Source organism: Pelomonas cellulosilytica (assembly GCF_021353265.1).
Classification (GTDB): Bacteria; Pseudomonadota; Gammaproteobacteria; order Burkholderiales; family Burkholderiaceae_C; genus Pelomonas; species Pelomonas cellulosilytica.
In genome coordinates this window covers 706,922-730,817 of record NZ_JAJTWU010000001.1, presented here as the reverse complement: position 1 = coordinate 730,817, position 23,896 = coordinate 706,922, and the positions used below count along the sequence as shown (strand labels likewise).

Annotated in this window: 26 protein-coding genes; 16 read left to right on the top strand and 10 right to left on the bottom strand. The window is 71.0% G+C overall.

Features of this window, described 5'->3' with window-relative positions:
* The first annotated feature begins 6 nt into the window (after nt 1-6).
* Nucleotides 7-987: an aldo/keto reductase gene (locus tag LXT13_RS03155; RefSeq protein WP_233370146.1), complete on the top strand. Its 981-nt coding sequence runs from the start codon at nt 7-9 to the stop codon at nt 985-987.
* On the opposite strand, the gene LXT13_RS03150 is transcribed toward LXT13_RS03155, so the two are convergent.
* Nucleotides 988-2,394: a patatin-like phospholipase family protein gene (locus LXT13_RS03150; RefSeq protein ID WP_233370145.1), complete on the bottom strand. Its 1,407-nt coding sequence runs from the start codon at nt 2,392-2,394 to the stop codon at nt 988-990.
* Between the two features lie 113 nt (nt 2,395-2,507).
* On the opposite strand from LXT13_RS03150, the gene dinB reads away from it, so the two are divergent.
* The 9 genes from dinB (at nt 2,508) to LXT13_RS03105 (ending at nt 10,450) form a co-directional block, all read left to right on the top strand.
* Nucleotides 2,508-3,710, top strand: coding sequence for a DNA polymerase IV (gene dinB / locus LXT13_RS03145; protein WP_233370144.1), 1,203 nt, complete (start codon nt 2,508-2,510; stop codon nt 3,708-3,710).
* 9 nt (nt 3,711-3,719) lie between these two features.
* A complete protein-coding gene (locus LXT13_RS03140) occupies nt 3,720-4,382 on the top strand; it encodes a hypothetical protein (RefSeq protein ID WP_233370143.1) in 663 nt (220 codons plus the stop codon).
* Nucleotides 4,383-4,418: 36 nt separating this feature from the next.
* The gene (locus tag LXT13_RS03135; RefSeq protein ID WP_233370142.1) at nt 4,419-6,731 is read left to right on the top strand and encodes an ATP-dependent DNA helicase; all 2,313 of its coding nucleotides are present in this window, start codon (nt 4,419-4,421) and stop codon (nt 6,729-6,731) included.
* 81 nt (nt 6,732-6,812) lie between these two features.
* Complete coding sequence (locus LXT13_RS03130; RefSeq protein WP_233370141.1) at nt 6,813-7,226, top strand: DUF6249 domain-containing protein; 414 nt, start codon at nt 6,813-6,815, stop codon at nt 7,224-7,226.
* A 50-nt stretch (nt 7,227-7,276) separates the two neighbouring features.
* Complete coding sequence (locus LXT13_RS03125) at nt 7,277-7,786, top strand: RNA polymerase sigma factor (protein WP_233370140.1); 510 nt, start codon at nt 7,277-7,279, stop codon at nt 7,784-7,786.
* The gene (locus LXT13_RS03120) at nt 7,783-8,094 is read left to right on the top strand and encodes a hypothetical protein (protein ID WP_233370139.1); all 312 of its coding nucleotides are present in this window, start codon (nt 7,783-7,785) and stop codon (nt 8,092-8,094) included. Before LXT13_RS03125 ends, LXT13_RS03120 begins: the two co-directional genes overlap by 4 nt.
* A gap of 89 nt (nt 8,095-8,183) precedes the next feature.
* Nucleotides 8,184-8,561 (top strand): VOC family protein, encoded by a 378-nt coding sequence (locus LXT13_RS03115; protein ID WP_233370138.1) that lies wholly within the window; start codon nt 8,184-8,186, stop codon nt 8,559-8,561.
* 288 nt (nt 8,562-8,849) lie between these two features.
* On the top strand, nt 8,850-9,554 hold the full coding sequence (locus LXT13_RS03110; protein WP_233370137.1) for a tetratricopeptide repeat protein: 705 nt from the start codon (nt 8,850-8,852) through the stop codon (nt 9,552-9,554).
* Nucleotides 9,554-10,450 carry a LysR substrate-binding domain-containing protein gene (locus tag LXT13_RS03105; RefSeq protein ID WP_233370136.1) on the top strand — a complete coding sequence of 299 codons (897 nt, stop codon included), beginning with the start codon at nt 9,554-9,556 and terminating at the stop codon, nt 10,448-10,450. Before LXT13_RS03110 ends, LXT13_RS03105 begins: the two co-directional genes overlap by 1 nt.
* A 15-nt stretch (nt 10,451-10,465) precedes the next feature.
* Here LXT13_RS03105 and LXT13_RS03100 read toward each other — a convergent pair whose 3' ends face one another.
* Complete coding sequence (locus LXT13_RS03100) at nt 10,466-11,374, bottom strand: alpha/beta hydrolase (RefSeq protein WP_233370135.1); 909 nt, start codon at nt 11,372-11,374, stop codon at nt 10,466-10,468.
* Nucleotides 11,375-11,499: 125 nt separating this feature from the next.
* Here LXT13_RS03100 and LXT13_RS03095 point away from each other — a divergent pair, with 125 nt between their 5' ends.
* Nucleotides 11,500-12,654, top strand: a complete 1,155-nt coding sequence (locus LXT13_RS03095) for an alpha-hydroxy acid oxidase (RefSeq protein WP_233370134.1) — start codon at nt 11,500-11,502, stop codon at nt 12,652-12,654.
* Nucleotides 12,655-12,664: 10 nt separating this feature from the next.
* On the opposite strand, the gene LXT13_RS03090 is transcribed toward LXT13_RS03095, so the two are convergent.
* On the bottom strand, nt 12,665-13,051 hold the full coding sequence (locus tag LXT13_RS03090; RefSeq protein WP_233370133.1) for a nuclear transport factor 2 family protein: 387 nt from the start codon (nt 13,049-13,051) through the stop codon (nt 12,665-12,667).
* Nucleotides 13,052-13,119: 68 nt separating this feature from the next.
* Between LXT13_RS03090 and LXT13_RS03085 the strand changes: the two genes are divergently transcribed.
* The gene (locus LXT13_RS03085; protein ID WP_233370132.1) at nt 13,120-14,286 is read left to right on the top strand and encodes a serine hydrolase domain-containing protein; all 1,167 of its coding nucleotides are present in this window, start codon (nt 13,120-13,122) and stop codon (nt 14,284-14,286) included.
* A gap of 6 nt (nt 14,287-14,292) precedes the next feature.
* On the opposite strand, the gene LXT13_RS03080 is transcribed toward LXT13_RS03085, so the two are convergent.
* The 3 genes from LXT13_RS03080 to LXT13_RS03070 are packed head-to-tail and all read right to left on the bottom strand — an operon-like array spanning nt 14,293 to nt 17,080.
* A complete protein-coding gene (locus tag LXT13_RS03080) occupies nt 14,293-15,174 on the bottom strand; it encodes an alpha/beta hydrolase family protein (protein ID WP_233370131.1) in 882 nt (293 codons plus the stop codon).
* Entirely contained in the window at nt 15,171-15,734 is a 564-nt protein-coding gene (locus LXT13_RS03075) for a hypothetical protein (protein ID WP_233370130.1), read from the bottom strand. Before LXT13_RS03075 ends, LXT13_RS03080 begins: the two co-directional genes overlap by 4 nt.
* Before the next feature lie 23 nt (nt 15,735-15,757).
* Entirely contained in the window at nt 15,758-17,080 is a 1,323-nt protein-coding gene (locus LXT13_RS03070; RefSeq protein ID WP_233370129.1) for a hypothetical protein, read from the bottom strand.
* Between the two features lie 153 nt (nt 17,081-17,233).
* On the opposite strand from LXT13_RS03070, the gene LXT13_RS03065 reads away from it, so the two are divergent.
* Nucleotides 17,234-19,405 (top strand): prolyl oligopeptidase family serine peptidase, encoded by a 2,172-nt coding sequence (locus LXT13_RS03065; RefSeq protein WP_233370128.1) that lies wholly within the window; start codon nt 17,234-17,236, stop codon nt 19,403-19,405.
* Nucleotides 19,406-19,584: 179 nt separating this feature from the next.
* Here LXT13_RS03065 and LXT13_RS03060 read toward each other — a convergent pair whose 3' ends face one another.
* From LXT13_RS03060 to LXT13_RS03045, 4 genes are all read right to left on the bottom strand, one after another.
* The gene (locus LXT13_RS03060) at nt 19,585-19,953 is read right to left on the bottom strand and encodes a hypothetical protein (protein WP_233370127.1); all 369 of its coding nucleotides are present in this window, start codon (nt 19,951-19,953) and stop codon (nt 19,585-19,587) included.
* Between the two features lie 106 nt (nt 19,954-20,059).
* Complete coding sequence (locus LXT13_RS03055) at nt 20,060-20,863, bottom strand: cupin domain-containing protein (protein ID WP_233370126.1); 804 nt, start codon at nt 20,861-20,863, stop codon at nt 20,060-20,062.
* An 11-nt stretch (nt 20,864-20,874) separates the two neighbouring features.
* Entirely contained in the window at nt 20,875-21,594 is a 720-nt protein-coding gene (locus LXT13_RS03050) for a sigma-70 family RNA polymerase sigma factor (protein ID WP_233370125.1), read from the bottom strand.
* 8 nt (nt 21,595-21,602) lie between these two features.
* A complete protein-coding gene (locus LXT13_RS03045) occupies nt 21,603-22,010 on the bottom strand; it encodes a cupin domain-containing protein (RefSeq protein ID WP_233370124.1) in 408 nt (135 codons plus the stop codon).
* A gap of 83 nt (nt 22,011-22,093) precedes the next feature.
* On the opposite strand from LXT13_RS03045, the gene LXT13_RS03040 reads away from it, so the two are divergent.
* The 3 genes from LXT13_RS03040 to LXT13_RS03030 all read left to right on the top strand — a co-directional run bounded on the left by LXT13_RS03040 (nt 22,094) and on the right by LXT13_RS03030 (nt 23,896).
* A complete protein-coding gene (locus tag LXT13_RS03040) occupies nt 22,094-22,579 on the top strand; it encodes an SRPBCC family protein (RefSeq protein WP_233370123.1) in 486 nt (161 codons plus the stop codon).
* An 85-nt stretch (nt 22,580-22,664) separates the two neighbouring features.
* Nucleotides 22,665-23,438: an alpha/beta fold hydrolase gene (locus LXT13_RS03035; protein WP_233370122.1), complete on the top strand. Its 774-nt coding sequence runs from the start codon at nt 22,665-22,667 to the stop codon at nt 23,436-23,438.
* A gap of 56 nt (nt 23,439-23,494) precedes the next feature.
* Entirely contained in the window at nt 23,495-23,896 is a 402-nt protein-coding gene (locus LXT13_RS03030; protein ID WP_233370121.1) for a GFA family protein, read from the top strand.

Genomic DNA, 23,896 nt, shown 5'->3' with positions numbered 1-23,896 from the left:
TTCACCATGATCTATCGCCCGCTCGGCCGCACCGGCTGGAACATCTCGGCCATCGGCTTCGGCGCCTGGGCCATCGGCGGCACCTGGGGCCAGACCGACGACACGGCCGCGATGGCCGCACTGCACCGCGCGCTGGACCGAGGCGTCAACTTCTTCGACACGGCGGACGTCTACGGCGACGGCCACAGCGAGCGGCTGCTCGCCCGGCTGCGCAAGGAGCGTCCGAGCGACCCCTTCCATGTGGCCACCAAGGCCGGCCGACGGTTGAACCCGCATGTCGCCGAGGGCTACCGGGACCTGCGGCCCTTCGTCGAACGCAGCCTGCAGAACCTCGAGGTCGACGCCATAGAGCTGCTGCAACTGCACTGCCCGCCGAGCGCCGTCTACGCGATGCCTGAAGTCTTCGGCGCGCTGGACGACCTGGTGAAGCAAGGCAAGCTGCGCCACTACGGCGTCAGCGTCGAGCGCATCGACGAGGCGCTGGCCGCCATCAAGTACCCAGGCGTGCAGTCGGTGCAGATCATCTTCAACCTGTTCCGCCAGCGCCCCGCCGAGGACTTCCTGCCCGCTGCACAGGCGGCCCGGGTCGGCGTGCTGGCGCGGCTACCGCTGTCCAGCGGCATGCTGAGCGGCAAGTTCACGCGCCAGAGCAACTTCAGCGACGACGACCACCGCAAGTTCAACCGCCAGGGCGAGGCCTTCGACAAGGGCGAGACCTTTTCGGGCGTGGACTACGAGCAAGGCCTGGCCGCCGTCGAGGAACTGCGAGGCCTGCTGCCGCCGGGCGTCAGCATGGCGCGCCTGGCGCTGCGCTGGATCCTGATGCATGACGCCGTCAGCACCGCCATCCCCGGCGGACGCACGCCCGAGCAGGTCGACGAGAACGTCAGTGCCGCCGACCTGGCCGCGCTGCCCGAGCCGCTGATGCAGCAACTGGCGGACCTGTACCGGCGTCGCATCGCACCGCAGGTCCACCACCTCTGGTGATCACTCGCCGCGCTGGACGGTAGTCGCAAATCGCGTGACGACGCCATCGGCGGAGACGGCCTGGCGCGCCGCGGCGATGAGGCGATCGATCTGCTCGGCGGGCAGCTTCAGCCGCGTCGGAATGGCGTTCAGCGCCGCCTCCTCGGAATCCGGCAGGTCGCCGAAGCTGATCTGCGTCACGGCGAACTTCAAGTCCTCGCAACGCCAGTCGGGATTGGCAGCGCGCAGCGCGGCCTTGCGCTCATCTGGCAGCGAGCAGCGCCAGGTGACCAGGTCGCGCTCCCAGCGTCGCGCCATCGGCACGAAGTAGGCATAGCTCATGCGCATCGTGCTCTCGATGGCCGTGTCCACCGCGGCGGTCGCGATGTCCACGCCCGACGGCCCGGTCACCTCGCGGCTCCAGTCGCCGCTGGGGCCCTGGCCGGCGTCGACGACGATGAACAGCAGTCGCCGCATCGTCGCGGCGTCCTGTTCGGAGATGGGGCCGTAGGGCGTGTTCAGCAACACGCGGCTCTGCAGGATGCTGACGAGGCCCAGGTTGTCCGTCACGCCGCCGTCCACCAGCTTCAGGTAGCGACCGGCTTTGGGGTCGCGGAAATCCTTCAGCGCGCGCAGCAGCGCCAGGCGCAGCCGGTACTGGTCGTCGCGCTCGGCGCCGCGGTCGACAGGGCCGGCGATCAACGGCGTCTGACAGGCCTCCGGGAACTTCTCCAGCACGACTGGCGCGAAGAACAGCGGCACCGCCATCGACGCGGCAACCGCCTCCGACACCGGGAAGCTCGCCAGGTCACTGCAGATGGCGTCGAAGGCCCGCTCGTGGAACGGAAACGCCAGCCGGTACTGCGTGTTGCTCGCGTTGATCCACACCACCGGCCGCTCCCGCCGGAACAGATCGGCGAAGGTGGCACCACGGAACACGTCGCGGTCCAGCCAGTCGTTGAAGTTGCTGCGGTCGTTGATGCCCCCGGCCATCAGCCGCATCAGGTTGTTCGGGTTAAGCAGGCTGAAACGCAGGCCGGCCTCGCCGTCGCGCATCAACACCTTATCGCGAAAGGCCACCATGCCGTCCGGCCCGTGCAGCCCGAAATAGGCCGCGGTCAGCGAGCCGCCCGAGACGCTGGTGACGAACTTGACGTCGTCCAGCAGGCTGTGGCCGCGCGCCGAGGGCTGCTCACGCAAGCCCTCCAACACCCCGTAGGCGAACGCGGCCGCCCGCAGGCCACCGCCGGAGAAGCTCAGCGCGACGTAGATATCTCCGTCGGGCGCCCGCTGCACGCGCTGCGCCGGCTGCGCGACCGCGGGCTTGTTGCGGGGGGCATTGAAGGGAGAGCCGGCACAGGCGGCCAGCAGCAGACTCGCCAGCAGCGCGACGACGGACAGGCGACGGGAGGGGTGGGCGTGGATCATCGGCCGCAATGAAACCATCGACCGGTGACATCCACAAGCGTCGCGCCGACGCTGATCGCCAGGTTGCGGCTGCTGCCCCACACCGTCAGCAGCCCCACCGGACAATGGCCTCCATGCAGCAGCCCGACCGCTGGATCGCCCACCTCGACATGGACGCCTTCTATGCGTCCGTCGAGCTGCTGCGTTATCCGCAGCTCAAGGGCGAGGCGGTCGTCATCGGCGGCCGGCGGGCCGACGCGCCGCGGCAGCTGGAGGACGGCTCCTGGCAGTACGCCCGACTGCGCCACTACACGGGCCGCGGCGTCGTGACGACCAGCACCTATGCCGCCCGTGACCTGGGCGTGTTCTCGGCCATGGGCCTGATGAAGGCCGCGCTGCGGGCACCGGACGCCATCCTGCTGCCGGCCGATTTCGACAGCTACCGCAAGTATTCCCGGCTGTTCAAGGCCGCCGTGGCCGAGGTGGCGCCGGTCATCGAGGATCGCGGCATCGACGAGATCTACATCGACCTGACCGACGTGCCCGGCGTGCGCGACGCCGTGGGCCACGACCCGCTGGGCGGCGTGAAGGCCGTGGCGCGCGAGATCAAGAACTCCGTCTGGCGCGCAACCGGCCTGACCTGCTCCATCGGCATCACGCCCAACAAGCTGCTCAGCAAGATCGCCAGCGAGCTGGACAAGCCTGACGGCATCACCGTGCTGACGCTGGACGACATTCCGCGGCTGATCTGGCCGCTGGCGGTGCGCAAGATCAACGGCATCGGGCCGAAGGCCGGCGACAAGCTCGTCAAGCTCGGGCTGCAGACGGTGGGGGACATCGCCGCGGCGGACCCGCGCTGGCTCGTCGAGCAGTTCGGCGACAGCTACGGCCACTGGCTGCACAACGCGGCGCATGGGCGGGATTCGCGGCCCGTCGTCACGCACAGCGAGCCGGTGTCGGTCAGTCGCGAGACCACCTTCGAGCGCGACCTGCACGTCGTGCACGACAAGGCGCTGCTCGGCGGCATCCTGGACGACCTCTGCGAGCGCCTGGCGGGCGACCTCGCGCGCAAGCGCATTGCCGGCAAGACGGTGGGTATCAAGCTGCGCTTCGAGGGCTTCGTGACCGTCACGCGCGACCAGACGCTGAAGCGCCCCATCACCGCCGCTGCCGACATCCGCCACGCCGCCGGCCTGTGCCTGAAGCGCGTGACGTTCGACAAGCGGCTGCGGCTGATGGGCGTGCGCATCGGCAACCTCGTCCATGCCAGCGAAGCGTTGGCACCGCCGCCCGAGCGCACCGCCGAGCCCGCGCGCGAGAACCTGTCCCTCTTTTGAAACGTCACCATGCTGAAACCGCTGATCGAGCGTTGGCTGGGCCGCCCCCGCAGCACCACGCCTACCTGGGACCTGAGCACCTATCCGGGCAACGACGTGCCGCACCCCGGCCACGGCCAGGCCGTGACCGAGGCGCAGGCGCAGCAGAACTGGGCGCAGTTCCAGGCGACGTTGCCCGAGCGGCAGCGCGTGCTGCGCGACTGGCTGGTCGCCCACGGCGGCCCCGACTCGCAGGCCCTTGCCGGCCTGGACTACGCGCGGGCGCTCAACGCCTGGGCCAAGGCCCACTGGGACCGTCTGCCGCCGTTCAAGCGGCTGCCGCCGCACCGGCCCTGGCCGGAATGCCCGCGCAGCGGCCCTTTCGTCGTCTACAGCCTGCTGGGCGACCTGGCCCTCAGCCTCGGCGAAGCGATCCGGCAGGCCAACGGCCACTGGCGCTGGGGGCTGAACCTCGATGCCGTCGACCTGGCTGACGGCATGCACAGCGCGCGCCGCGTCGTGCTGCTGGCGCCGCTCACCCGCCCGAGGCCGGAGGCGGCCGAAGTCTCTATCGACGTCGAAGCGTCCGTCTTTCCGCCGTATCAATACCCAGACGACGTGGGCTTCGTGCTGCTGACGCCGTGGGCGCAGCTGGCGGACGACGCCATCAGCGGCCGCTACTACGACTTCTGAGCCGCGCCCGAAGCGAAGGCGGCATCATTGCCGGCAATGACCTTGTCCTGGACCTACACCGTCTCGGTCCGCAGCCTGTGCGAATTCACGGCCAAGCGCGGCAGCCTGGACCGGCGCTTCACGCCGTCCGCCACCTCGCTGGAAGGCCAGGCCGGACAACTGGCCGTCATTGCCCGCCGCTCGCCGGGCTACGAGACCGAGCTGCCGCTGGAAGGCCGGTTCGGCCAGCTGCGCGTGCGCGGCCGTGCCGACGGCTATGAGGCGGACGTGAACCGGCTGGAGGAGATCAAGACCATCCGTGGCCCGATCGAGCTGATCCCCGAGAACCGCCGCGCGCTGCACTGGGCGCAGCTGGAGACCTATGGCGCTCTGATCGCCGCGGACCGGGGCCTGGCCGAGCTGGAGCTGGCCCTCGTCTACGTGGACGCCGACACGCAGCAGGAGACCGTGCTGCGCGACACGCTGAGCGCCGCCGCACTGCAGGCGGCGTTCGAGGGCCGCTGCCTGGCCTTCGAAGCGTGGGCTGCTCAGGAGGCGGGCCACCGCAGCGCGCGGGACGAGGGCCTGGCCGCCCTGCCCTTTCCGCTCGGCGAGCTGCGGCCCGGGCAACGGCTGCTGGCCGAGGCCGTCTACCGTGCCGCCGCCCAGGGCCGCTGCCTGCTGGCCCAGGCGCCCACAGGCATCGGCAAGACGCTGGGCACGCTGTACCCGCTGCTGCGCGCGATGCCGACGCAGCAGCTCGACAAGATCGGCTACCTGACCTGCAAGGGCACCGGCCGCATCACCGCGCTGGAGGCCTTGCACCAGTTGCGCGAGGCCACGCCTGGCCGGGCGCTGCGCGTGCTGACCTTCGTGGCCAAGGAGCAGGCGTGCGAGCACCCCGACAAGGCCTGCCACGGCGAGGCCTGCCCGCTGGCCCACGACTTCTACGACAAGCTGCCCGACGCCCGCGCCGAGGCTGTGCAGACCGGATGGCTGGACCCGGCCGCGCAGCGCCGCATCGCGCTGAGCCATGGCGTCTGCCCCTACTACCTGGGCCAGGAACTGCTGCGGTGGGCCGACATCGTCGTGGGCGACGTGCACCACGCCTTCGACCCGCACGGCCAGCTCTACGGGCTGGCCAACGCGCAGGGCTGGAAGCTGGCCCTGCTGGTGGACGAGGCGCACAACCTGGTCGACCGTGCGCGCGACATGTACAGCACCAGCCTGGCCTTGGGCCAGGTGCGCGAGGCCGTCGCAGCCGCCCCGGTGTCGCTGCGCGGGCCGCTGCGCCAACTGGCCGGCGAGCTGCTCCGGCTGGGCCGCGACCAGCCGGCCGACTACCAGCCGCTGACCGAGCTGCCCGACGCGCTGGCCGACGCGCTGCAGCGCGCCAACGTCGCACTGGCCGACTACGTGCAGAACCACCCGCTGGAGGTGGGCCCGATGCTGGAGTTTTACTTTCACGTGCTGGGCCTGCAGCGGCTGCTGGACCGGTTGGACACGCACTCGCTGTGCGACCTTCAGCGCAGCGCGGTACGCAAGGCGCCGTCGCCCGAGCCGCAGAACCTCTCGCTGCTGGATGCCGCGACCGACGAGCCGGGCGAGGTGACGCTGGCGATCCGCAACATCGTGCCGGGCCACTTCCTGAAGGAGCGCTTCGAGAGCTGCAGCAGCGTCACGCTGTTTTCCGCGACGCTCGGCACGGCCGACTACCAGCGCCACCTGCTGGGCCTGCCGGACGACACGGTATGGATCGACGTGCCCGCGCCCTTCCCGCCCGAGCACCTGGTCGTGCGCATCGCCGACCGGCTTTCCACACGCTACGAGCACCGGCAGGCCTCGCTGAACTCGCTGGTGGACCTGCTGGCCACGCAGTTCGCCGAGCATCCCGGCAACTACCTGGCCTTCTTCAGCAGCTTCGACTACCTGGAGCAGGCCGCCTCGCGGCTGGCCCAGCGCCACCCGGAGGTGCCGCAGTGGAGCCAGGCCCGTGCGATGGGCGATGCGGCCCGGCGCGCCTTCCTGGACCGTTTCGTGCCTGACGGCCGCGGCATCGGATTCGCGGTGCTGGGCGGCGCCTTCGCCGAGGGCGTGGATCTGCCCGGCACGCGGCTCATCGGCGCCTTCATCGCGACGCTGGGCCTGCCGCCGGTGTCGTCCGTGCAGGAGCAGGTGCGCGAGCGGCTGGACGCGCTGTTCGGCACCGACCACGGCTACGCCGACCTCGTGCCCGGTCTGCAGAAGGTCGTGCAGGCTGCCGGCCGCGTGCTGCGCTCGGTGGACGACCGCGGCTGGGTCTGGCTGCTGGACCGCCGCTACCGCCGGCCCGAGGTGCGAGCGCTGCTGCCGGCGTGGTGGCAGGTCTGAAAATTTTGAGAACGAGCTGAATCCAAACCGCCCCGTCCACCGCTCCAAGGCAGGACAACACCGTCTTCACCGGAGCCGCCCATGTCGATCGAAGATTTCTCGGCCCTCGCGCCCATCGCCATACCCATCGTGGCGATGTTCATCCCCATCGTGGCCATCGTGGCGCACTACCTGGCCCGTGCCAGCGCCGAGCGAGAGCGCCACGAAACCATCCGCGTCCTGGCCCGCGCCGGTCAGCCCATCCCGCCGGAGCTGCTGGCGGAGCTGCAGCCGCCGTCCGGAGACTGGCAGGCCGGCGGCCGCCGGGAGCCGGCCAGCCCCAACCGCATCCTGCTGCCCGGCCTCATCAACGTCGGCATCGGCCTGGGCCTGATGGGCATGTTCCGCATGATGCAGCCCGACACGTGGCTGTGGTCCATCGGCCTGCTGCCGTTCTTCCTCGGCCTGGGGCTCGTGCTGTACTGGGCTGCCGACCGCAAGCGCCCGCTGCCGTGACCCATCCCGCGACCGCGCCAAGACCGCCGCCTGCGGACGAGGCTCGACTCGTGGCCCGTGCCGCCAGTGGCGACCGCCAGGCCTTCGCCGGCCTCGTGCAGGCCCACCAGGGCTACCTGCGCAAGCTGATGGGCCGCGTCTGCCGCGGTGACCAGGGCCGCGCCGACGACCTGGCGCAGGAGGCTTTCGTGCGTGCATGGCGGGCGCTGCCGCAGTTCCGCGGCGATGCACGCTTTCGCACCTGGCTGACGCGGCTGGCCTATTCCGCGCTGGCCGCCGACAGGCCCGGGCCACCGGGGCAGGACGACCCGCTGCCAGACGACGCTGTCGTGCAGGATGACTTCGCGCCGGGCGCCGACTGGCGCATCGACCTTGACCGCGCGATGGCCAGTCTCACCTCACCTCAACGCCATGCGCTGCTGCTGTGCTACGGCGCCGACCTCAGCCATGCCGAAGCCGCCCTCGTACTGGGCTGGCCGCTCGGCACCGTCAAGACACAGGTGTTGCGCGCCAAGATGCGGCTGCGCACCCATCTCGCCGCCTGGGAGACCACGCCATGACCGACCCCCAAGACGCCTTCGACCACCTGCTGCGCCGGCAACTGGCCACCGAGCCCGCCCCCGATGACGCCGGCTTCAGCCTGCGCGTCATGGCTGCACTGCCCGCCACCGTGCCCACCCGCCAGCAACGCTGGGCACGCTGGTTGACGCATGCCCGCTGGGTGTCGGTCGGCATGGCCGCGGGCGGCGTGGCGGCGCTGCTCTTTCACCCCGGCGAAGCACCTGACCTGCCACAGGCCGTGGCGGCCCTCGTCCTCGTGGGCCTGGGCGTGCTCTGGACCTTGCCGGCAACGTCCGGGGCGACCTGAGGACAGCGCAAGCCCCCTTGTCGGCGGGCTGACGGCACTGCAGCATGAGAGCGCCTGCGCGCAAATGGCGCGCCATCCAAGGAGCTCCCATGAAACGCGTCACCGGCATCGGCGGCATCTTCTTCAAGTCACGCGATCCCAAGGCCCTGGCCGAGTGGTACCGGCAACACCTGGGCCTCGATGTCAACGACTGGGGAGGCGCAGCGTTCCGCTGGGCGGATGACAGCGCCAGCGGCATGACGCTCTGGACCCCGTTCAAGGAAGACACCGGCTACTTCGCGCCCAGCGACGCCCCCTTCATGGTGAACTTCCGCGTCGCCGACCTGCACGGCCTGCTGGCCGCGCTGCGTGCCGAGGGTTGCGATGTCCAGGACAAGGTAGACGAATCCGAGTACGGCAAGTTTGGCTGGGTCATCGACCCGGAGGGCCGCAAGGTGGAACTGTGGGAACCGCCCGCAGGCAGCTGACGTTGTGTGATTTATCGCACAAACCTCGGTAAAAACCCTTGGTTTCGGGGGCTCAGGCCGGTGCGAGCCGCCAAACCGCTTGTCGGGACGGACGACTGCCTGACAATCTAGGGGTACGCCACGTCAAGCCCGAAGAGACTGTCTGCGAGCCTTGACGCCATCGCCCAACCCGGGCGGTACCGGGCCCTCCGAGGTAGTCGCTTCATGAAGTCTCCGAATCCTGGTTCCAATTTGAGTCCGCAAGCGGTAGCGCTCACATCGGCGCCCGAGGATCCGCTGCAACATGGCTTGGCACTCTTCCATGCCGCGAAGCCGGACTACGCCCGCGCCGTAGGCTGGTTCCGCGCCGCCGCTGAAACCGGCGACGGCAACGGCATGGCCATGCTGGGCCTGTGCTTGCTGGAAGGGCTGGGTGTGGCGGCCGACGCGGTCGAGGCACGCTCGCTGTTCGAGAAGGCCGCAGCGCGGCGTAGCGCCATCGGCCGCTTCCAGCTGGGCCGCGTGCTGATGATGGGCTGCGGCGGCCCCTCGGACGAATCGGCCGGGCTGACCGCCTACGTCGCCGCCGCCGCCATGGAGCACGCCGAGGCCACGTTCAACCTCGCCAACTGCCTGTACGCGGGCGTCGGCTGCATGCCGGACCGGCTCGCCGCCAAGGCCCTTTACCTGCGCAGCCGCTCGCTCGGCTGCACGCTGCGCCCGCAAGGGATCATGGTGCGCCGCCGTGAACTGAAGGCAGTGCGCGCCCTCGCCCAGCGCTTCGCCGATCCGTCGCGCCTTGCCTTCCTCGTGCGCGAACGCCAGCAGGAGCTGGCGCTGGTCCATGCCGTCGTCCATCCCGGGCCGCGAGTGCAACGCGTGCAGACCAAGCCTCGGCCGCTGCACCGGGCCCGGATCATGGCGACCGGCGTGATGGTCGCGATGGCCGGCACGCTCGGCCAGTACCTGCGGCCCAGCTCGCCCGACGCGGGACCGACGACGCTGAACTTCTGATGCGCGCAGCGCGTCTGCCTTCACTCGACGCGCTGCTCGCCTTCGACGCCGTCGCGCGGGCCGGCAGTTTCGAGGCCGCGGCCGCCGAACTGGCGCTGACGCCCAGCGCCGTGGCCAAGCGCGTGGCCGGGCTCGAAGAGCGGCTGGACCAGCCCCTATTCCTGCGCCAACCCTCCCGCGGCCTCGTGCTGACGCCCGCCGGCCATGAATACCTGCCCCAGGTGCGCCAGGCGCTGGCTTTGCTGCAGGCCATCCCGCTGCACCAGCGCGAGAGTCCGCGCCGCGAGCGCCTGCGCATCAGCTCCACGCCCACCTTCGCCCGGCAACTGCTGGTGCCGGCGCTGCCGGACTTCACCGCGGCGCATCCCCACATCGAGCTGGAACTGACGCTGTCCGTCCCGCTGCTGGCCGAGGGAGATGCCGGTGCCGACGCGGAGATCCGCCATGGTGCAGTCCCCACCGACATCGCGCCCGCCCAGGTGCTGCTGCGCGACCGTCTCACGCCACTGGCCGCACCCGCGCTACTTGCGCGGCACGGCCCGCTGCGCCGGCCGGCCGACCTGCTGGCGCTGCCGCTGCTTCGTACGCCGCTGCAACCCTGGTCACCCTGGCTGCGTGCCGCCGGGCTGGACGAAGCCGCCGAACCCGACGACGGACCGCGCTTCGTGGATCTCGGGCTGACGCTGGCCGCCGCGCTGGCCGGCCAGGGCGTGGCGCTGGCCCGACTGAGCCTGGCGCGTCACGAGCTGGCCGAAGGTCGGCTGGTGCAGCCGTTTGCGCTAACCGTGCCGGCGGAACGGCACTACGGGCTGGTGCGCCATCGCAGCGGACCGGCGGTGGAAGCGTTCGCGGGCTGGCTGTACCACCATTGCCGCTCGCTGGACCAGCCAGCCTGAGCACCGCCCGGAGCTTCAGCCCTCGTACGGCCCGCGGCCCGGCAGCGCCCACAGCAAGCCGCGCGTCGCGCCGATGGGTGCGACGGTGAGGTGATCCTCGTCCGCGATGACATGGCTCTCGATGGATAGCGAGGCGTAGCGGCGCCCGCGCAGCACACGCTCCAGCCGCCGCATGTCGTTGACGAGATCGCGATGGCGGTTATAGCGCGGCCCCGGGCGCACCGTCTCGTAGGCCCCGACGTACTGGAACACGCGCGCCGCTAGGTCCCGATGCGCCCGCGCATAGGCCGCCTCGCGGTCGAACATCACGTGATCGTCGAACCACAGCGACGGGCTGCCGAGCACGTAGTGGCTGAACAGCTCCGGCCGCGCGAACAGCAGCTGTGTGGCGAACAACGCGCCATAGGAATGCCCGAGGATCACTCGCTTCGAAGCATCGATGCGATAGCGGCCGGTCACCGCCGGCACGGCAACGTCGGCGACATAGCGCAGGTAGGCCGCACCACCGCCGTAATCGCCGTCACCGTAGTCGGCGCGGGCACGGGGCAGCGTCGGCGTGTAGTCGCGGTTGCGCATCATGGTGGGCGTTTCCTGCGCCGGGCCGGCGAGGCCCACGAGCACGAAGTCCGCCATATTCCTGCCACCCTGCCCTACCCGGGATCGCAGCGCGCGCAGCACCGGGAAGGCATAGGGCGCGTCGGTCACAAATACGGCGGGCAGCAGGCCCGAGGACGAGTCGTAGGACGGCGGCAGGTCGATCCAGACCTCGTAGGCCCGCTGGCTGACCGGGTCGGGCAGCACGTGGACGGCGGTGTTGGGCAGCGCATATGGGCCGCGCGCTTCGGGCAGTGACGCGGCGTTGGCGAACTGCGGGAAGGTGACGGCAAGGCCCGCGCTCGTCAGCAGATTGCGGCGATTCAGCATGGGGCGCGGACTCTATCAACCCTGCGGGCCGAGAAAACTCTTCCGCCGGCGCCCGAGGTTTTTTCCGGTACACCGCATGGGCATCGGCCCTAGCATCGCGGCCTTCGACCCCGGAGCCACCCGCCATGCCCGTCATCACCTGCATCGAAGACCTGCGCCAGCTCGCCGAACAGCGCGTGCCGCGCATGTTCTACGACTACGCCGACTCCGGCTCCTGGACCGAGACGACGTACCGCGCCAACGAAAGCGACTTCCAGGCCATCAAGCTGCGCCAGCGCGTGGCCGTCAACATGGAAGGCCGCAGCACGTCGGTGAAGATGGTGGGCGTCGACGCGAAGATGCCGGTGGCCATCGCACCCGTGGGGCTGACCGGCATGCAGCACGCCGACGGCGAGATCCATGCCGCGCGGGCGGCTGAGAAGTTCGGCATCCCGTTCACGCTGAGCACGATGAGCATCTGCTCCATCGAGGACATCGCCGAGAACACGTCGGCGCCGTTCTGGTTCCAGCTCTACATGATGCGCGACCGCGAGGCGATGGCCCGCATGATCGAGCGCGCCCGCGCCGCGAAGTGCTCGGCGCTCGTGCTGACGCTGGACCTGCAGGTGATCGGCCAGCGCCACAAGGACCTGAAGAACGGCCTCACCGCGCCACCTCGGCCGACGTTGAAGAACCTCCTCAACCTCGCCACCAAGCCGCGCTGGTGCCTGGGCATGGCCGGCACGCGGCGCCACACCTTCCGAAATCTCGTGGGCCATGTGAAGGGCGTCAGCGACATGCGGTCGCTGTCCGCCTGGACGAACGAACAGTTCGACCCGCGCCTGTCCTGGGCCGACGTGGCCTGGGTGAAGGAACAATGGGGCGGCAGGCTGATCCTGAAGGGCATCATGGACGTGGAGGACGCGAAGCTCGCCGTGCAGGCCGGTGCCGACGCCATCGTCGTCAGCAACCACGGCGGGCGTCAGCTCGACGGCGCGCCCAGCAGCATCCACGCGTTGCCGGCCATCGTCGCGGAGGTGGGTTCGCAGATCGAGGTCTGGATGGACGGCGGCATCCGCTCGGGCCAGGACGTGCTGAAGGCCTGGGCGCTGGGCGCCCGCGGCACGATGATCGGCCGCGCGATGGTCTACGGCCTCGGCGCGATGGGCGAGGCCGGCGTCACGAAGGCGCTGCAGATCCTGCACAAGGAGCTGGACGTGACGATGGCCTTCTGCGGGCACACGCAGCTGGCGAACGTGACGCACGACATCCTCGTGCCAGGCACCTACCCCACGGTCTGAGCGCGTCGGCTCACCAGGGAGCGCCAGCCGGTGTGCCCTGGTGGTAAAGCAGCTGCCAGCCCGCACCATCGTTCACCCACAACGACGAGCGCAGCGTGTGCCGCGCCAGCGTGCCGTCGGGCTGGCGGTGCGCCGTGCGATAGGTCAGCAGCGCCGCAGCCGGGCCGAGCGCCTGCACAGCGAACTGGTCGGCGACGACGTCTTCCGGGTAGGCCACGTTGCGGCCCTGCTCGGCGAGAAAGCGCACAATACCCGCGCGGTCGTAGCGGCTGCCCGAGCGGCCCACCTCGTGGAAGGCGGCATGCAGCAAGGCCTGCAGCCGGGACTCGTCCAGACGCACGCCGGGATGGTGAAGCTGGGACTCCAGTCGCTGCAGGTCGGTCAGCAGATCGCTCATACCCGGCATTGTCTTCGGCCCGATACAACCGACCTTGGCACGCTGCCACACTGCGGACCGGAGGCACCATGCAACTGACCCGCTTCTTCGCCGTCTTCGCCGTCATGGTCTCCCTGCCGCTGCGGGCTTTTGCTGCAGCGCCCGCACCGCCCGACGGCGCGGCCATCGATGCCGAGGTCGCTCGGCTGATGGCCGCGACGAACGCGCAGGGCCTGGCCGTCGCCGTCGTTGACGCGGGGCAGGTCGTCCACGTGTCCGCCCACGGCCGCCGCAACGCGGCCGGCGAGCCGCTGCTGACCGACACGGTCATGTACGGTGCTTCGCTGACCAAGGCGGTGTTTGGCTACTGCGTCATGCAGCTCGTCGACGAAGGCCTGCTGGACCTCGACCGCCCGCTCGCGCGCTATCTGTCGAAACCGCTGCCCGACGGGGCCGAGGCACCTGAGTCCGCCCGTTGGCGCCAACTCGCCGACGATTCCCGCTGGCGCCAGTTGACGGCGCGCATGCTGCTGACGCACAGCGGCGGCTTTGCCAACTTCGCTTGGCTGGAGCCCGACCGCAAGCTGCGCATGCACTTCGACCCTGGCACGCGCTACGCCTACTCGGGCGAGGGGCTGCTTCTGCTGCAGTTCGTGCTGGAGCGCGGCCTGGGGCTGGACGTCGGTGCAGAGATGCAGCGTCGCGTTTTCGATCCACTGGACATGGAGCGCACCAGCCTGCGGTGGCGTGACGACTTCCGCCCCAACCTTGCCGACGGCTGGACGATGGAGGGCAAGTTGGTGCCGCACGATGAGCGCAGCAAGGTGCGCGTGGCGGGTTCCATGGACACGACCATCGCCGACATGGCCCGCATGGCCGCGGCCTACGTCAATGGCATCGGACTGTCGCTGGCCAGCGCGGCGGCGCTGACCTCGCCACAGCTGCCCATCACGACCGCCTCGCAGTTCCCGACGCTACAAGCTGAGCTGCCACCCGGGCAGCGCCGCGCGGACCTGGCCGCTGGCTTGGGTGTCGTCACCTTCGACGGGCCGCAAGGGCGGGGCTTCTACAAGGGAGGCCATGACGACAGCACGGGCAACACCTGGTTATGCGTCAAAGCATCGAAGCGCTGCGTCGTCATCCTCGCCAACGACGTGCGCGCCGAAGCGGCTTTCCCGGCGCTGGTTCGCTTCATCCTCGGCGAGACCGGCGCGCCATGGCGCTGGGAATACGGCGGCCTCCGCTTCGTCGACTGACCCGCTTCACAGCCGCCGGCGCAGGAAGCGCGCGACGTCCTCCCACAAGCGCGGCTGGTAGGTAGCGCGGTCGAAGCCGGGCGGGTCCTGTGCGGGCGGGAAGTCCGGGCGATTCAGGCTGGGCGGGAACACGCCGAGAAACGAGAAGTGCCCCGCACCCGGCACGACCTCGTGCTCGACCTGGTTGGGATCAGCCACGCCGGCGCACACGCGTTGGCCATGCTCGGCCGGCGTGATCGTGTCGTGGCTGCCGGTGCGAAGCAGGATGGGCTGGGTCACACCGCGCAGCGCTTCGTCTGCGGCGAACCAGAACGTCGCCGGCGCCAGCAGCACGAGGGCACCTAGACGGGCATCCGGCACCACCTCCACGCGCTGCGGCCGCCCATCGGGCGACTCGTGCGGGCCGCACCAGGCCCGGCCACCCGCCGCAGCCAGCACGGTATAGCCTCCGATGGACAGCCCCACCGCACCCACCGGCCCCTGGCGCAGATGCGCGCCCAGCAGCGGGTCGGCCATTGCTGCGTCCAGCGCCAGCGACACGTGGCGCGGCCGGTTGCGCAGGTTGGCCAGCGTGCCGGCAAGGCTGGCGTCATGGCGGCTGTTGCCCACATGCTCCGGCAGCACGACGGCGAACCCCTCGCGCGCCAGATGGGCCGCCAGATCACGCAGCGTCCATGGCGACGCGTTGTTGCCATGCGAGACCACCACCAGCGGCAACGACGTGCCCGCGGGCGCTGCGTCCCACGCAGCCGTCATGTCATAGGGCCCCAGGCGCCGCAACGTGGCGGGCGCCACAGCCGGGTACATCAGCACCAATGGCAGGTCGACGCGCTGTTCCGCGTCAGGGCACGACGTGAGCCGGCAGCCGACGCCGATGGCGGCAGTCACGGCCGGGGCTCGGCAGCCAACTGGCGCACGAGGCGCAGCGCCAGGCGCTCACGCCGCGGCATGTCGCCTCGCGCCTCGCGGCTGCGCGGGTCCACCGCCCAGGCCAGTTGTGTCACGAGGCGGTTGGCCTGCGGCTGGGTCACGCCGCGCTGCACGTTGCTGTAGGCGTAGGGGTTCACCGCTTCGCGATCGATGTGGGCCGTGCCCGTCCAGTACCAGCCCGCCGGGGCGGCCGGCGCCAGCATCGCGGCATCGGCCGCCCGCGCCAGGCGCTCGCCGAACAGCTTGAGCTCGGGCACACGGGGCACGCGCCACGGCAGCCCGTCCGCCTCACTGCGCGAGCGGGCCATGGCCAGCGCCTCGGCGTGCGTGAACAGTGCCGGCTCGCCACGGCAGGTATGACCGTCCCAGCGCATGCCCTCCACGCATCGGGCCCAGGCCAGCCCGGCCGCGGCGTCCACAAGCTCGCGCCCGTCGCCCCCCGGCACGAGCGTGGGCGGCGCGCTGTCGGCCGCACGGCCCGGCCCGAGCGCCGCCAGAAGCGCAGCGGCGCACAGCACGGCCCTCGCGGCCCCTGCCGCCCTCACCGCCCGGCCTCCGCCACCAGCGCCTCGGCCTCGGCCGGCGTCACGGCGCCTTCGCCCGGCACGTCGACGACGACGAGATAGCCCGCCAGGTCGTCCCGCCGGCTCGCGGCCGCATAGACCTGGGCCAGCGTGAGCTGCCGGCTGGCCAGCAGGCGGCCGGTGGCGGGGTCCCAGTCCTCGCCAGAAATCATGCAGCCCTGCTGCGGCGTGCCAGGGTGGTAGCTCGCGCCGGCGTAGTAGGCCGGGTTCAGCGTCGTGCCGTGCACGATCAGCTCGTCGCGGCCCGCGAGACCGGCGAGCCAGGCTTCGCGCAGCGGTGAGAGCCCGCGCCAGCTTTCCGGCAGGAAACTGTCGTAGACGGCCTCGCTCCATGCCGCGGTGTCGGCCATGGCGACGTGCTCGAACTCGGCCACCGACGCCTCGATAGGCAGCTTGGTGTGCAGATAGGGCGTGGGGCCGATGTTGGGGTTGGTGGCCGTGCCAGCACCGACGAGGGTGAACAGCCCCTGCGGCGTGTTGCCGTTGGTGACTGTGCCCGGCAGGCCGCTGCGCGCGAGCGCGAGCTGTGGCGACGCGAACAGACGGCCCGCCGCGTCGCGGACGAAGCGGCCATCGGCACCGCGCACCAGCGCCAGGCCCATCTGCTGGCGGCCCACGCGCTGCAGGCTAACGATGACGGCGAAGCCAGGCCGCAGCGGCGCGGCCAGCAGCTCGGCCAGCGGCGGCAGTGCGGCGGCGGACGGCCGCAGCCTGGACATCAGCGCCGCCAGCCGCGCGTCATCGGCCCATTGCGGGAACTGCTGCGGCACCAGGTCGCGCAGCCGGTCAGCAGCGCCGGCATCAGCCTGCAGCAGCGTGTAGGCCGCAATGGCGAAGGGCTTGCTGGCCGTCAGCTGCGGCAGCAGCGGCCACAGCAGCGGCACGGCATCGGCGGCGTAGAGCGTGTGGGCGGCCGTCAGCAGCGCGCGCTGGGTCTCGGCGTCGCGCTGACCCAGCGTGGGCAGCGCGTCCAGCAGCAAAGGCCTCGCGGCGGCGATCTCGGCGTTGTACTGGGCCACGAGCTCGAACAGCCGCGGCAGCGCCGCATCGCGCGCCGCGCCCGGCGGCAGTGCCAGGCGGGCGCGGATGTCGGCCAGCGCGGCCTCGCGCAGCGCGCGCTCGCCATCGGTCGATGTGGCCGGCCACACAAAGTCGGCGGGCTTCAGCGCCAGCAGCTCGGCGGCCGTGTAGCGCTTCTCGGCGGGCGGTTGAGACGGCCGCAGCGGCGCGCAGGCCGCCAGGGCCAGCGTCGTCAGGGCAAGGAGGAGGCGGAGCTTCATGGCGGCAATGATCGCCGCCCGTCGACATGCCGGCGCCGGCTTCGTCGTAGTGTCCGGCATCGCCAGCCGCAAGCGTGAGGAATGGCCTGGCGCTGGCGCCCGTCAATAATGCCCGGCTCACGACGGCGCCACCGCGCCTGGAGCTCTGCCTTCATGAAACCAACCCGTTTCACACCGTCCCGCTGGCTGGTCGCCAGCCTCGTCGTCAGCGTCGCATCGGCCTTCGCCGCGCCGCCGCCCGCTCCCAGCCACCCGGTCACCGACACCTTGCACGGCGTGCAGGTGGCCGATCCCTACCGCAACCTGGAAAACGTCAAGAGCGCCGAGACGCAGGACTGGCTCAAGGCCCAGGGTGCGTACGCCGAGGAGCAACTGGCCCGCATCCAGGGTCGCGAGGCCATGACGAAGCGCATCACCGAGCTGGCGCGTGCCACGGGTGATGTCGTCGGCGCGCTGACCCGCCTGCCCGGCGACCAGCTGTTCTACCTGAAGCGCAAGGCCGGCGAGAACCAGCTCAAGCTCATCGCGCGCCAGGGCCTGGCCGGTACCGAGCGCGTGCTGGTGGACCCCGAGGCCATGGCCAAGGCCACCGGCGTGCCGCATGCCATCAACTACTTCGTGCCGTCATGGGACGGCCGCTACGTGGCCTACGGCATCTCCGCCGGCGGCTCGGAGGATGCGTCGCTCTTCATCATGGAGGTGGCCACCGGTCGGCAGGTCGGCGAGGCGATCCCGCGCGTGCACGAGGCGCTGCTGAGCTGGACACCGGACAGCCAGGCGTTCACCTACAACCAGGTCCGCGAGCTGCCGGCCGGCACGCCCGACACCGAGACCTTCCTGGACACCACCGTCTTCCTGCTGAAGGTCGGCGACAAGCCGGCCAATGCCAAGGCGCTTTTCGGGCCGCTCGTGAACCCCGAGCTGAAGCTGGACCGCCTGGACGTGGCCCGGGTGTTCTTCAGCCCCGGCAGCCGCTACATGGTGGCCCGCACGACGGATACCACCGTGCCGGAAGGCAAGATCTTCGTCGCACCGGTGGCATCCCTCGGTGCCAAGCGCATCGCCTGGACGCGCATTTCCGGCGCGAGCGACAAGATCACCGACGCCCAGCTGCGCGGCAGCACGCTGTACCTGCGCACCTATGCCGGCGCACCGCGCGGCCGCGTGATCGGGCTGGACCTCGCCCATCCCGACCTCGCCCGCGCACGCACGGTCATCGCCGAACCGGCCACCGCTGTGCTGGAGAGCTTCAGCCTCGGCAAGGACGTGATCTACACCGAGCAGCGCCAGGGCTTCAACCTGCGCACGCTGCGCCATCAGGGCAATAACGCGACCGACGTGGCGCCGGACGTGGCCGGCAGCACCTTCCCGGCCGACGACCCGGCCCGCGCCTACAGCGACCTGATCGTGGGCACCAGCAGCTGGACCGAGCCGCCGCGCATCCTGCACCTGCCGCTGAAGGGCAAGCCAGTGGACACCGGCCTGCGCCAGGGCGCGCTGCCGCCGGGCGTGCCGGAGGTGGAGGTCTCCGAGGTCATGGTGCCCAGCCACGACGGCGTGAAGGTGCCCCTGGCTATCCTGCACCGCAAGGGCCTGAAGCTGGACAGCAGCAACCCCGCGCTGCTGATCGGATACGGCGCCTACGGCCACTCGATCGAAGCGCGCTACGACCCGCGCAACTTCGCATGGTTCGAGCAAGGCGGCGTGCTGGCGCTGGCCAACGTGCGCGGCAGTGGCGTCTTCGGCGACCCCTGGCACCGTGCCGGCTTCAAGGCCACCAAGCCCAACACCTGGAAGGACGGCCTGGCCGCCGCCCGCTACCTCGTCGACAAGGGCTACACGACGCCCAAGACCCTGGGCATCTGGGGCACCAGCGCCGGCGGCATCTTCGTGGGCCGCAGCGTGACGACCGCGCCGGACCTGTTCGCCGCCGCGATCTTCGACGTGGGCGTGATGGACGCGGTGCGCGCCGAGGAGTCGGCCAACGGCATCACCAACATCTCGGAGTTCGGTTCGTACAAGCTGGCCGAGGACTTCCCCGCGCTGCTGGAGATGAGCACCTACCACCAGATCAAGGATGGCACGGCCTATCCGGCGGTCATGTTCATCCACGGCATGAACGACCCGCGCGTGGATGTGTGGCATAGCGCCAAGGCGGCTGCACGGCTGCAGGCGGCCACCACCAGCGGCAAGCCCATCCTGATGCGCCTGGACGGCCAGGCCGGCCACGGCGTGGGCAGCACCGCCAGCCAGGGCTACAGCAAGCTGGCCGACATCTACAGCTTCCTGCTGTGGCAGTTCGGCAAGGTCCCGCAGACGCCGTGACGCAAAGAGCCGCCGGGAGGCGGCTCAAACTTTCGGCATTTCAGGGCCGAGCGCCGGGCCACCCCGAAGCCGGCCCGCGTTGGCGATGTGCCTGCGGCTCGATGCCGCAAGCATCGCCGCCCCCTCGAGGGCCGGTAAGGTTTGCCCGGGCTCAGCACGGCAACACTCACCGGGGGCCGTCAATGCGCCAAACCGATCCACTCCCCGGCGGCCTGGTAGCCCTCGAAGAGGTCGAGGGCCAGTTCGCGCAGCGCGGTCTCATGGCTCGCATGCCCTTCCGCCAGGCGCTCGTAGGCGTAGTGGCGGTCGTAGAGCATGCGGGTCGGGTTCATCGCCAGGCCTGCGTCGTTCATCAGCTGGCCGAAACGCAGCAGGTCGCCGGTCGACACGCCGCTGCTCGTTGCACCCGACACCGTCAGGCCCAGTGCGCGGATATCTCCCAGGTTCACGCCCTGCGCGATCTTCAGGCCGCTGCAGGCATGGCCCGGGTCACCCACGCTGCGGGGCTCGTCGGCGGGGACGGGGATCAGGTGCAGCGGGATCAGCATGGCAGGCCTCGTGGACTTCTGGCAGGTGAGCCATGGTGCCGCCATCTCGGCACGGCGAAGGCCGGATAAAGCCCGAAAAGCCGGGCCTTACCGCCGCTGATGCCGCTCAAGTGAACTGCAGGTCCGCGTCGCCGTGCGCATAGATGACGACGCCGGTGTCCGTCTCCGTGATGCAGTGTCCGGTGCCGGCCGGCGCGAGCTGGTAGTCGCCCTGCTGCAGCAGCACGTCGTCCAGGAAAAGCTCGCCCTGCACCATCAGGCATTCCTCGTCGTGGCCGTGGCGGTGCACGGGCACGCTGGCGCCGGCATCGGCGTGGTACAGCAGCGCGGCCTGGCCGCCGGCCGACCACAGCACGCGGCGGCGGATGCCGGGGGCGAACTCCGGCCAGCCGGCGTCACGGTCTCGCACGAGCGTGCGCTGCGCGGCGACGGTCGCGTCGCCCTCGCGCATGAACACCCGGGCGCCACCGAGGCTGACGAGCCGCGCGGCGTTGCCGCCGGGCAGCAGCAGGTAGTCACGCGCCACCAGCGCCTCGGTGTCGATCTCGACCTCGCCGTCGAGCACCAGGAACTCGCGCGGCCCGGCAGACGGCTCAAACTGCATGAAGCCCTGCGCCGGCACATCCACGAAGCAGGCCGCACGCGGCTCGCCGGGCCGCAGCGGGCGGTCGGCGGGGGCGCGGTAGAGCCAGCGCAGGCCGTCCTCGGCCCGGCTGTGGCGCAGCCGCACGGTCACCATGCCGGCCTCGGCCTGCAGCGACCTTTGCAGGCGCTCGCCCAGGCGCTCGCCCAGCCGCCCGGGCAGGCCGGTAGCGGGCGCGGCCCAGGCGCGGGCGAAGGGCTCGCTGAGCAGCGGGCTCAGGTCGGTGGTGTCGTCTTCGGACTCGGGGTGGTCAGGCATCGTCGTCATCGCATCGCCCCTCAGGCCGGCAGCGCGTGCGCGCCAGTGTCGCCCAGCGCCTCGCGCAACGTGATCAGCGCGCGGCGGATCTGCGATTTGACCGTGCCCAGCGGCAGGCTCGTCTGGCTGGCGATCTCCTCGTGCGACAGCCCGCTGAAGAAGGCCAGCGCGACGAGCTGGCGCGGCTGCGGCTTGAGCAGCATCAGCGCGCGGTGCAGCTCGGCATGGCCTTGCGCCACGGCCAGCAGTTCGTCGCCGGACTCGGCCACCGGCGCATTCACCGGCGCCGCCTCGTCATCCAGCGCCTCGTGCTGGAAGCGCGCCTCGCGGCGGATCGCATCGATGGCGCGCGAGCGAGCCATGCCCAGCAGCCAGGTCAGCGGCCGGCCGCGCGCGGGGTCGAAGCGCGGCGCCTGGCGCCAGACCTGGAAGTACACGTCCTCCGCCACCTCCTCAGCGAGCTGCGCGCGGCGCACCAGCCGCATCACGAGGCCGTAGACGCGCGACAACGTCGCCTCGTACAGCGCCAGCAGCGCACGCTCATCGTGGTCGACGATGGCGGCAATCCATGCCTCGATCTGTGCATCGTCCAGCGCCGTGGCGCCCGCATGGGATGCTGGCCCGGCGCCCTCCAGCGCGGCTTCGCCGTCGTTCAGCTCGTGCGGGCCCTCCGTGTCGTCGAACAACGCGGGCTCGGGCGGGTCGTCGTCACCGGGCGCACAGGGGTCGGAATGGGCCATGTTCAACCTCACACGAGCAGTTGGTCCGCATGCGGCTCGGCGCCGCGCAGGAAGATCGTCGCGCCCGTCTCCGTGCCGAGGCTGGCATGCAGGCTGCCGGCTCGCGCCAGGTGGTAGCCGCCAGGCCCCACCTCGATGCGGCTGCCGACCTTCAGCACGCCCTCCAGCACCACGCACTCCTCGTCCACCGGATGGCGGTGCGCGGCGATGCGGGCGCCGGGCGCCAGCTTCAGCAGGTAGCTCAGGCCACCCTCGTGCTCGTGCAGCACCTTGATCTGCACGCCGTCGCCGAACGGCTGCCAGCCAGCGGCGCCGGGCGGCACGGTCAGCAGTCGGCTCTCGGTGTCGGCCACACGCTCGAGCAGGCGGCGGCGGATGGCACGGGCCTGGGCGGGAGAAGCGGTGGGCGGGGGCATAAAGGTTGTACGCAGCGTCAAGAATTGTGGATGCAGCGTTGCCGGGGCATCCACGCCGCGGGCGGTCCGCGTACTTCCAGAGCATGTCTGAGAACACGTATTTCGACCTCGTGAGCCACTGGCGGCTTGACGCCCCCGTGGGCCGTGTCTGGCAGGCCATCACCGATACGGAGCAGTGGCCGCACTGGTGGCCGGGCGTTGTAGCGGTGCGGCGATTGCACCCGGGCGACGAGCTGGGCGTCGGGCGCGTACAGGACATCCTATTCCGCACGGGCCTGGGCTACCGGCTGCAGCTGGCGCTGGAGGTGACCGAAGTACGGCGGGAAGAGCGGCTGCGCGCGCGCGCCGGCGGCACGCTGGCGGGCGAAGGCATCTGGCTGCTGCACCAGGCCCCGCCCGAGGCGGGGGGGCACACGGACGTGACCTTCGTATGGCGCGTCACGCTGCCGCCGGGCATCCTGCGCCGGCTCGCGCCAGTGCTGGCGCCGCTGTTCCGCTGGAACCACCGCCGCGTCATGCGCGCCGGCCGGCTGGGGCTGCAGCGCCACCTGGGCCTGGCGCCAGCCTGAACCGCCCTACGACACCAAACTTGGCCGGCGTTGAGGCGGAAGCACTTAAGGTTCGCCCCGTGCTCCCAACGGCCCGACGATTTCAATGCGCCATCCCCGCCTTCCGGTCCTTGCCCTCGCCTGCGCCGCGACACTGACGCAACTGGCCGCCTGCTCCAACGCCGCCGAGCGGCCGCCACTGCCAACGCTGCACCCCAACGCGCCGACCATCGTGCTGCAGGCCGGGCTGGGCGATTCGTCAGACGTCTGGCGCCAGGTGCGCCAGCAGCTGCCGGCCGGCGCGGTCGTCGTGGCGCCGGACCGACCGGGCTACGGACGCGAGCCTTTCGCCGAGGGCCCGCGCGACCCCTGCACCATCGCCCGCGAGTTGCACGAGACGCTGCGCCGCAGCGGCCACCCGCCGCCCTACCTGCTGGTGGGCCATTCACTCGGCGGCCTCTACCAGTATGCCTACGCGCGGCTGTACCCGGCCGACGTGAAGGGCCTGCTGCTGCTCGAAGCGACGCACCCGCACCACCTCGAACGCGTGACGGCCGAGTCGCCGAGCAGCGCCACGTTGATCAAGGTCGCCCGCATGGCCATGGGTCGCGCGCCGGCCGCGGAGTTCGACGCGCAGACGCGCTGCCTGGAGGCCTGGGAGGCCGCACCGCCGCTGGGCGTGCCGACGCGCGTGCTGATGCGTGCGGACTTCAGCGGGCTGGAGGCCGGGTCCTTCGAGCCCGTGGTGCGCGGACTGCAGCAGGACTGGCTGCGGCTGACGGGCGCACGGCGTGTCGAGACCGTCGCCGGTACCGGTCACTATCTGCAGAAGGACCAGCCGCGCGTGGTGGCCGAGGCGATCGTGGAGATGGCGCGTTGAAGGCGCCGACCGGGCCGGGATGGCATGCTGCAGGTTCCTGCCCAACGGAGCCGCGCATGAAGATCCAGGGAGCCTGCCATTGCGGCGCCATCGCGTTCGACGCCGAGATCGACCCATCCCGCGTCGTCGCCTGCCACTGCAACGATTGCCAGACCCTCTCCGGCGCGCCGTTTCGCGCCATTGTCGCGACGCCGGTCGAGCAGTTCTCGCTGCTGCGCGGCACGCCCCGGACCTACGTGAAGGTCGCTGCGAGCGGCAACCGCCGCGCCCAGGTGTTCTGCCCGGACTGCGGCACGGCGCTGTGGGCGGCGGCGGCGGAGAACCCGACGACCGTCGTCATCCGCCTGGGCTGCGTGGCGCAGCGCGCGGCGCTCAAGCCGACGCGCCAGCTCTGGCACCGCTCGGCGCTGCCGTGGCTGGCGGAACTCGCCGACGTGCCGGCGTCGCCGCAGCAGTAG

Excerpts from the sequence above, each read along its gene's own strand:
- LXT13_RS03055 (WP_233370126.1), bottom strand. The coding sequence starts at position 20,863 with ATGACGACGATGCCTGACCACCCCGAGTCCGAAGACGACACCACCGAC.
- LXT13_RS03120 (WP_233370139.1), top strand. The coding sequence starts at position 7,783 with ATGACCGACCCCCAAGACGCCTTCGACCACCTGCTGCGCCGGCAACTG.
- LXT13_RS03150 (WP_233370145.1), bottom strand. The coding sequence starts at position 2,394 with ATGATCCACGCCCACCCCTCCCGTCGCCTGTCCGTCGTCGCGCTGCTG.
- LXT13_RS03065 (WP_233370128.1), top strand. The coding sequence starts at position 17,234 with ATGAAACCAACCCGTTTCACACCGTCCCGCTGGCTGGTCGCCAGCCTC.
- LXT13_RS03105 (WP_233370136.1), top strand. The coding sequence starts at position 9,554 with ATGCGCGCAGCGCGTCTGCCTTCACTCGACGCGCTGCTCGCCTTCGAC.
- LXT13_RS03050 (WP_233370125.1), bottom strand. The coding sequence starts at position 21,594 with ATGGCCCATTCCGACCCCTGTGCGCCCGGTGACGACGACCCGCCCGAG.
- LXT13_RS03040 (WP_233370123.1), top strand. The coding sequence starts at position 22,094 with ATGTCTGAGAACACGTATTTCGACCTCGTGAGCCACTGGCGGCTTGAC.
- LXT13_RS03090 (WP_233370133.1), bottom strand. The coding sequence starts at position 13,051 with ATGAGCGATCTGCTGACCGACCTGCAGCGACTGGAGTCCCAGCTTCAC.
- dinB (WP_233370144.1), top strand. The coding sequence starts at position 2,508 with ATGCAGCAGCCCGACCGCTGGATCGCCCACCTCGACATGGACGCCTTC.
- LXT13_RS03115 (WP_233370138.1), top strand. The coding sequence starts at position 8,184 with ATGAAACGCGTCACCGGCATCGGCGGCATCTTCTTCAAGTCACGCGAT.
- LXT13_RS03030 (WP_233370121.1), top strand. The coding sequence starts at position 23,495 with ATGAAGATCCAGGGAGCCTGCCATTGCGGCGCCATCGCGTTCGACGCC.
- LXT13_RS03095 (WP_233370134.1), top strand. The coding sequence starts at position 11,500 with ATGCCCGTCATCACCTGCATCGAAGACCTGCGCCAGCTCGCCGAACAG.
- LXT13_RS03130 (WP_233370141.1), top strand. The coding sequence starts at position 6,813 with ATGTCGATCGAAGATTTCTCGGCCCTCGCGCCCATCGCCATACCCATC.
- LXT13_RS03135 (WP_233370142.1), top strand. The coding sequence starts at position 4,419 with ATGACCTTGTCCTGGACCTACACCGTCTCGGTCCGCAGCCTGTGCGAA.
- LXT13_RS03070 (WP_233370129.1), bottom strand. The coding sequence starts at position 17,080 with ATGAAGCTCCGCCTCCTCCTTGCCCTGACGACGCTGGCCCTGGCGGCC.
- LXT13_RS03100 (WP_233370135.1), bottom strand. The coding sequence starts at position 11,374 with ATGCTGAATCGCCGCAATCTGCTGACGAGCGCGGGCCTTGCCGTCACC.
- LXT13_RS03060 (WP_233370127.1), bottom strand. The coding sequence starts at position 19,953 with ATGCTGATCCCGCTGCACCTGATCCCCGTCCCCGCCGACGAGCCCCGC.
- LXT13_RS03155 (WP_233370146.1), top strand. The coding sequence starts at position 7 with ATGATCTATCGCCCGCTCGGCCGCACCGGCTGGAACATCTCGGCCATC.
- LXT13_RS03085 (WP_233370132.1), top strand. The coding sequence starts at position 13,120 with ATGCAACTGACCCGCTTCTTCGCCGTCTTCGCCGTCATGGTCTCCCTG.
- LXT13_RS03035 (WP_233370122.1), top strand. The coding sequence starts at position 22,665 with ATGCGCCATCCCCGCCTTCCGGTCCTTGCCCTCGCCTGCGCCGCGACA.
- LXT13_RS03140 (WP_233370143.1), top strand. The coding sequence starts at position 3,720 with ATGCTGAAACCGCTGATCGAGCGTTGGCTGGGCCGCCCCCGCAGCACC.
- LXT13_RS03045 (WP_233370124.1), bottom strand. The coding sequence starts at position 22,010 with ATGCCCCCGCCCACCGCTTCTCCCGCCCAGGCCCGTGCCATCCGCCGC.